5 protein-coding genes are annotated in these 7,128 nt (G+C 69.6%); 2 read left to right on the forward strand and 3 right to left on the reverse strand.

Annotated features, from left to right (window positions below):
- Positions 1-396: 396 nt before the first annotated feature.
- Positions 397-1,596, forward strand: a complete 1,200-nt coding sequence (locus B8460_RS13775; RefSeq protein ID WP_048862183.1) for an oxidoreductase — start codon at positions 397-399, stop codon at positions 1,594-1,596.
- Positions 1,597-1,615: 19 nt separating this feature from the next.
- Here the strand turns inward: B8460_RS13775 and B8460_RS13780 are convergent, their stop codons facing one another.
- Positions 1,616-2,149, reverse strand: coding sequence for a TetR/AcrR family transcriptional regulator (locus B8460_RS13780; RefSeq protein WP_241771193.1), 534 nt, complete (start codon positions 2,147-2,149; stop codon positions 1,616-1,618).
- A 178-nt stretch (positions 2,150-2,327) separates the two neighbouring features.
- Between B8460_RS13780 and B8460_RS13785 the strand changes: the two genes are divergently transcribed.
- On the forward strand, positions 2,328-3,725 hold the full coding sequence (locus B8460_RS13785) for an amidase (protein ID WP_048862185.1): 1,398 nt from the start codon (positions 2,328-2,330) through the stop codon (positions 3,723-3,725).
- 50 nt (positions 3,726-3,775) lie between these two features.
- Here B8460_RS13785 and B8460_RS13790 read toward each other — a convergent pair whose 3' ends face one another.
- Entirely contained in the window at positions 3,776-4,972 is a 1,197-nt protein-coding gene (locus tag B8460_RS13790) for a cytochrome P450 (RefSeq protein ID WP_048862186.1), read from the reverse strand.
- Between the two features lie 70 nt (positions 4,973-5,042).
- Entirely contained in the window at positions 5,043-6,872 is a 1,830-nt protein-coding gene (locus tag B8460_RS13795) for a hypothetical protein (protein ID WP_048862187.1), read from the reverse strand.
- Positions 6,873-7,128: the final 256 nt, after the last annotated feature.

Below are 7,128 nucleotides of genomic sequence, written 5' to 3' on the forward strand. Positions count from 1 at the left end.
CGGCGGCCCAGGGCGTGCCGACCACGCAGCCCGGCATGGGCGGCAGCCTGATCCCGGGCCTGCCGCCCGGCACCGGCGCGATGATGCCGCCCGGCTTCGCCGGCGGCTTCCCCGGCGGCCCGGCGGGCACCGTCCCCGGCGGCGTCATGAGCCACCCGATGCGGTAAGGACCGCGTCCCCGCCTCGTCCGGACGGCAACCGATGGTGCGTTGCACAATTTGAGACGCCCCACCGTGCATTTTCCGATGGATCGCATACCGTATTCGGGTGATCCTGGCGTCGACAGGTAAACGTCTGCCCACAGAGCGGGCAAATATGCCCGGTTGTGCCGCCTCCGCCCCCATCAGCGCATGTCGCTGCCCGAAAATCTTCCCTATTGCCCCTGGAGAGGCTCCAATGCCGGATTTGTTTAGCCCGTTCACGCTCAAGGACATCACGCTGCGCAACCGCATCGTGATGTCGCCGATGACGATGTACAACTCGGTGGACGGGAAGCTTGACGACTATCACGTCAGCTATCTCGGCGCCCGCGCGGCCGGCGGCTTCGCCCTGGTGTTCGGCGAGCAGATGGCGATAACGCCGGACGGGCGCACCACCACGTCGTGCGCCGGCCTATGGAGCGACGACCAGATCGAGGGCCACGCCCGCATCTGTGCCATCGTCAAGCGCATGGGCGCGGTCCCTGCGATCCAGCTCGGCCACACCGGGCGGAAAGGCAGCGAGGTGCCGCCGCACAAGGCCACCAACGCCGAGGGCACCTGGAAGCAGCTGCCGCCCGACGATTTGGACGGCTGGACCTGCGTCGCGCCGTCCGCCGTCCCCTACGGCGGCGGCGGCCACATCTACCCGGTCCACGAATTGAGCGTGGACGAGATCAAGGGGCTCCACCGCGCCTATGCGGATGCGGCGCGGCGCGCGCTCGACGCCGGCTATGAGTGGCTGGAGATGCACTATGCACACGGCTATCTCGGCGCCAGCTTCTTCTCCCCGCTCGCTAACAGGCGCACCGACGCCTATGGCGGCAGCGTCGAGAACCGGATGCGCTTTCATCTGGAAGCACTCGACGCGGTGCGCGAGGTATGGCCGGAGAAATACCCGCTCACCATGCGCCTCGGCTGCGACGACCTGCATCCCGACGGCACCCAGTTCGAGGACTCCCTCCTCGCCGTGCGGGCGATGAAGGACCATGGGCTCGACCTTGCCGACCTGTCGCTCGGCTTCAACACCGACGAGATGACCAACCCGCCCTTCGGCGAGGTCGGTTTCATGGTGGGCCGCGCCAACCGCGTGCGCCGCGAGGTCGGCATCCCGGTCGCCGCGAGCTGGAATCTCGGCGTGCCGCAGAATGCCGACCGGGTGATCCGCGAGGAGCTGATCGACCTCGTCTTTCTCGGCCGCCCCGCCTTGTCCAACCCGCACTGGCCGATCTGGGCAGCGATGGAGCTGGGCCACAACGACCCGTTCCACCTGGTGCAGGACGACTGGGCATGGTGGCTGCGCAACTTCCGCGGCCACGCCCCGAGCATCGGCTGGCCGACCGCCGCCGCCGAAGTCGCGGCGCACGAGCGCCCGGCACCGCAGCGCAGGGTCGCCTGATCCACTGGCCGGGCCCGGCTCAAGCAGGAATGAGCCCGGTGGCGCGATAGCTATCGATGATCTCGTCGAAGACGGACACATCGGCCCGGCTTCTCGCCATCAACTGAGCGCCGCCTATTGCGGCGAAGATGGCGCGCGCCCGCCGCTCGACCTGTTCGGGGTCGGCGTCCACGCCTGACGCGGCCAGGGCCCGTGTCAGCCACGCCACGTGGGCGTCGGCAAAGGCCTTAACTTCCGCCTTCACTGTGTCGGGCAGGTCGTCGTACTCGGCGGCCATGAAGCCGCACAAGCACATCCTGTTCCCTCTCTCGAGCGCCTTACGGAACACGCCGGGATAGGCCCGCAGGCAGGCCGCGGGCTTACCTTTCTCTATCCACAGCCTCTCCAGCCCTTCCGCGGAATCTTCCCGGTAACGCTTCGCCACCGCCGCGCCGAGATCGGCCTTGGTCGGGAAATGATAATGGATGCTGGCGCTCTTGATGCCGATGTCGGCCGCCAGGTCGCGAAAATTCAGACCGTCATAGCCGTGGGCCTGCGCCCGGGCTCGGGCCACCGCCAAGATTGCCTCTCGCGTATCCGTCATTGCGATGCCCAGAAACCGTTTCCGACCAAGTGATAGATAGGCGTTGACGCCCTGCCAGGCAATGCTCTAGTGGACTATCAAGTGACAGGTAGAGGTGCGCCGGGCGGTTCCTTCCAGGCGCTGCGCCTCATTCTCGGGGGCTTGGGCCATGCACTACGCGGATGCGACGGAGTTGGCTGCTTTGATCCGATCGAAACAACTCTCGCCCGTCGAAGTGGTCAAAATCCACCTTGATCGGATCGAGGCCGTCAATCCGCAGCTGAATGCGATGGTTGTTGTCGTCGCGGAGCAGGCACTGCAGGCCGCGAAGAGCGCCGAGACGGCGATCATCCGCGGAAACGACCTCGGCCCCCTGCACGGGGTGCCGTTCACGGCTAAGGACGCGCTCGATACCGCCGGCGTGCTGACGCAGCGTGGCTCGCTCATCTTCAAGGGCCGCACACCGGATGCCGATGCGACCAGCGTGGCGCGCTTCAAGAAGGCTGGCGCTATCCTCATCTCGAAGACGAACCTGCCCGAATTCTCCTATGCGACCGAGACGGACAACCGCCTGACGGGCCGGACCAACAATCCCTGGAACCTTGACCGTACTCCGGGCGGATCAAGCGGCGGGGAAGCCGCGGCGATCGCTGCGGGCATGTCGCCGATCGGAATCGGAAGCGATGTCGCCATCTCGGTGCGGGGACCCGCGGCCCACACCGGGATCGTCGCCCTCAAGGCCACGCACGGACGCATCCCGACGACGGGGCATTGGCCGCAAGTCCCTCGGCGCTACTGGCACGTCGGTCCCATGGCGAGAAGCGTGCGCGATATCGCGCTGACCTATTCCATTCTTGCCGGGCCGGATGGGACCGATGGGTATGCGACAAGCCCGCTCAGCCTTGATGCGGGCCTTGGACCGCAGCCCGGTCGTCCGCTCCGTGTTGGATGGTTGGTGCGACCAGGGTTCGGTCCGATTTCGGCCGACGTCGCCGCGACGGTTGAGGCTGCGGCCCGGGCGCTGGCCGGTTTGGGTTGTATCGTCGAACCCGTGCGCGTGCCTGCGCTCGAGGAAATCAATGGTCTGGAGATCTATTCCAGACTCCACGTTCTGGAGACAAAGCCCTACTTCGCACGCTGCACAAACGGCCGCGAGCCAGAGCTCTTCAAGATCATTGCGGGCATCCTTCGAATGCCGGACACGGCCGCGAGCGACTATGTCGCCGCGGAGCAGGCAACGGAACGGCTCAAGGATGGCTTTGCCGACTACTTTCGGAAATACGATGCGTTTCTTTGCCCCGTGACCCCAATTTCGGCGCCGCCCCACCATGCTTCCGAATACGTGATAGACGGGGAGAGGGTAACCCCGCGGCATATCCTCCGCGCGACCGTTCCATTCAACCTCACAGGAATGCCCGCGCTGTCGATACGATTCGGCACGAGTGGCGATGGACTGCCGATTGCGGTTCAACTGGTTTCGCGGTGGTTTGCGGAGTCGACGGTCCTGCACCTGGCGTCGCTGCTCGAATCAGTCAGCGAAGTCCGAGATCTTCATCCACCGCTCTAGGGGCCGGGCTGGCGGCCGGGCGGCGACGCCCGGCCCGTCCGTCGTGCCCGCTACGCGGCCCGTATCGTCACCGGCAGGCTGCGCAGGCCGCGCAGGGTGTTGTTGTAGCGCCGCGTCGTCGGGCCGGTGATCTCGATCGACGCGACGCGACGCGCCAGCGACGCCAGCACGCATTCGCCCTCCAGCCGCGCCAGCGCCATGCCGACGCACAGATGGATGCCGAAGCCGTAGCCGACATGGCCGGCGGACGGGCGGGTGATGTCGTAGTCATCGGGACGCTCCCACCGGCGCGGGTCGCGGTTGGCGGCGCCGAGGAACATCAGCACCTTCTCGCCCTCGCCTACCGCGACGCCGCCGATATCGGTCGCGCGCGTCGTCGTGCGGAAGAAGGTCTGCACCGGCGTCTCGTAGCGCACCGCCTCCTCGAACGCCGCCTTCGACAGCGACGGGTCGGCGCGCAGCCGCGCGTACTGGTCGGGGAAGCGGGCGAGACAATAGATCGCGGCGCCGAGGCCGCTCACCGTCGTGTCCACCCCCGCCGTCAGCAGCGAGCGCACCACGATCGGCGCCTCGTCGGCCGTCAGTTCGCCGGTATCGACGGCGGCGTGGATCTGCGCGCCGAAGCCGTGATCGTCCAGCGCGTCGCGCTGCGACTGCGCCTGCACCCAGGCAAGCACCGGCGCCGCGTCGCGCACCGCATCCTCGAAGTACTCGTTGCGCGGCCCGAAGGAGTTGAACACCATGTTGCCGTACGGCAAAAGATAGCGCCGGTTCTCCGCCGGCATGCCGATCGCGTCGGGAAACACCTTGAGCGGATAGGCCTCCGCGAGGTCGGGGATGGCGTCGAAGCTGCCGCGCTCGATCAGCGCATCGACCAGCGCGTCCGCCTCGCGCTCGAACGTCGCGCGCAGCGCCTTCAGCGCGCCCGCCGACAGAACGCGCCCCAGCACCTTGCGCGTGCGGTCGTGCAGCGGCGGGTCCGTCTCCAGCACGAGGCTCGGCAGCCGCCACGGCGTCTCGCGCCGGAAATCCTGGAGACCCACCCCGGCGGCGGAGGAGAACGTCTGCCAGTCGAACAGCATCGCCCGCACATGTTCGTACCGCGCGACGCCCCACACATCGTAGCGCGTCAGGCGGACCGCCGGTCCCGCGTCGCGCAGGGCGGCGTGGTGCGGGGCCGGGTCCTCGAAGAAGTCCGGCGCGAACGGATCAATGTCGAGCGCCGGCGCGTCCTGCCCGATGACCATGCGTTCCCCTCCCCTTCGACCGACCGACGCTAGCAGCGACGCCGGGCGAAGGGCAGACCGGCCGCGCGGGTCAGGGCGCCGACGTGGTCACGCCGATGTTGAGGCGCTTGGCGGCATCCGCCAGCGAGCCGGCGCCGAGCATGGCGGCCGGCACCGGCGCGGGCGGCTTCGCCGTGACCGTCAGGGTGCCGGGATGGAGGAGGAAGTCCGACAGGATCGCGGGCAGGCGCGGCACGCTCGGCAGCGGCGATTTCATGCGCGCGAGGACCGTGAGCAGCGACGCACGCAACTGTTCCGGCGTGGTGCCCTGCACCGCGGCGACGGCGGCGAGCACGCGGCCGAGCAGCGATCGGTCCTGATAGACGAGGCGTCCGCCCTTGACCGTCGCCACGATCAGGCTGCCGACGGCGGCATCCGTCCCCTGTTGCATCAGCGCGAGGTCGACGTTGCCGAAGGTGAGATCGAGCGTCGCCGTGCCGAGCCCGTCGGCGGCGATCCGGAACGGCGCCAGGCGCAGGTTGTGCGTGGCCGGATCCCAGACCATGTTGAACTCGAGATCGGCGTCGACCGCGTCCCGTCCGAAGGCCGGCAGCGCCTGCGCCGCACCCGGCTGGTCCGCGAGCAGGCTGGTCGGCACATGCAGCCGCCGGACGGTCAGATCCTGCGTGACCGGGACCTGCTGCTGCCATGTCACCTGGGCGCCGATGTGATCGACGGTGAGCGGGCCGCCGGCGGACGACGTGACGGCGACGCCGTCGACGCCGAATGAGTCGAACCGGGGCGCCGGCGGGAGATCGGGCCGGCGGTCGTCCGGCAAGCCGGCCCAGGCGATCAGCCCGTGGACGTCGAGACCGAGCAGGGAGACGGCGTTCACGTCCACGCCGCGGCCCTCCTTCGGGTAGGCGACGCGGATGCCGGAGACGCGCAGCGCGTCGAGCCGGCCGTCATGCCACGGGCCGAGCGTCGCCTCGCCCACGCTGAACGACGGGCCGCCGGGTTTGGACGGCGTGTGCGACAGGCGGGTCATCACGATCGCGGCCACCGCCGACGGGATCGCCAGTGCCCCCTTGCCGACCGGGGCGGACGGGCTCTGACCGACCTGCAGATCGGTCACGTCGAACGCATCGATGCGGGTCGTGCCGTCGCCATCCGCGTAGACCAGGCCGTGCTCCGCGAGGTGGCCCACTGCCTGCGCCCGCGCCTCACGCGCGGCCCCGGGGGCATAGGCGGTCGGATCGAACACCCGCACCAGCCAGCCGAGATCGACCTGTTCGGCCTCCAGCCCCGCCACGCGCAGGGCGCCCCCGTCGAGCGCGACGTCGTCCAGCGCGGCACGGCCGAGCCGGCCGGCCGCCAGCCCGTCCACAGTGGCGCGGCCGATCCGCCCGTCGCCCGCGGTGACGGTGGTCAGGGTCGCGTGGTCGATGTGCACGGCGGTCAGCGCCGTCAGGGTGGTGGCCGCCCGCGAGTCCGCCGGCAGCGACGCGGCGTCACCCGGTCCGATCGCCACGCCGGTCGCGGTAATGCCGGCAACGGCCACGCCCTTCGGGCCGGCGCCGCTCAGGCTGGTCGCGTCGAGCTGATCCGCGGCATAGGGCGCGGCGGCGGAACCGTCGCCGTGCAGCCCGTGCAGCGTCACCTGCCCGATCGCGAGCATCAGGCGCCCGTCATGCGCGACGACCACCTGTTTCAGCACGAGTGCCCCGCCCTCGCCCGGCGACGCGGCCGCGTAGCGGACGGACCAGCCTGCCGGCAGTCCGGCGATGGCGCGATCGAGCACGGCTTGCGACGGTCCCCCCGCTGGCTGCGCGCCCGCGGTCGCGGCGGGCACGGCGCCGGCCAGCGCCAGCCCCAGCAGCACGCTCCAGCCGCCCGTCAGCAGCCCGCGCCCGATTCGCATACCCGTCTCCTGTTGCCGATCCGCCCATCCTCAGTCCGCAGTGCGCCCGGACGTCAACGGTGCCTCCCCGGCGGCGCGGCCGCGTGGCAAAGTGGCGAGGAAACAATGAAGGTTTTCATGCACGCATCCGCGCGTACGCGCCCCCGCGCCGCGAACCGGCCGGTCTGAGATGGCGCGACCGGAGCGGCATGGCCGCCCGCCTGCCGCGATGCCGACCCGCGAGGAGGTCGAACGCTTCATCCGCGAGCAGCCCGGC

The sequence above is a fragment of the Acidisphaera rubrifaciens HS-AP3 genome (genome assembly GCF_000964365.1).
In the GTDB taxonomy this organism is placed as follows: Bacteria; Pseudomonadota; Alphaproteobacteria; order Acetobacterales; family Acetobacteraceae; genus Acidisphaera; species Acidisphaera rubrifaciens.

Bases quoted from the DNA above. Each gene is read 5' to 3' on its own strand.
- B8460_RS13795 (WP_048862187.1), bottom strand. From the start codon at position 6,872: ATGCGAATCGGGCGCGGGCTGCTGACGGGCGGCTGGAGCGTGCTGCTG.
- B8460_RS13790 (WP_048862186.1), bottom strand. From the start codon at position 4,972: ATGGTCATCGGGCAGGACGCGCCGGCGCTCGACATTGATCCGTTCGCG.
- B8460_RS13785 (WP_048862185.1), top strand. From the start codon at position 2,328: ATGCACTACGCGGATGCGACGGAGTTGGCTGCTTTGATCCGATCGAAA.
- B8460_RS13775 (WP_048862183.1), top strand. From the start codon at position 397: ATGCCGGATTTGTTTAGCCCGTTCACGCTCAAGGACATCACGCTGCGC.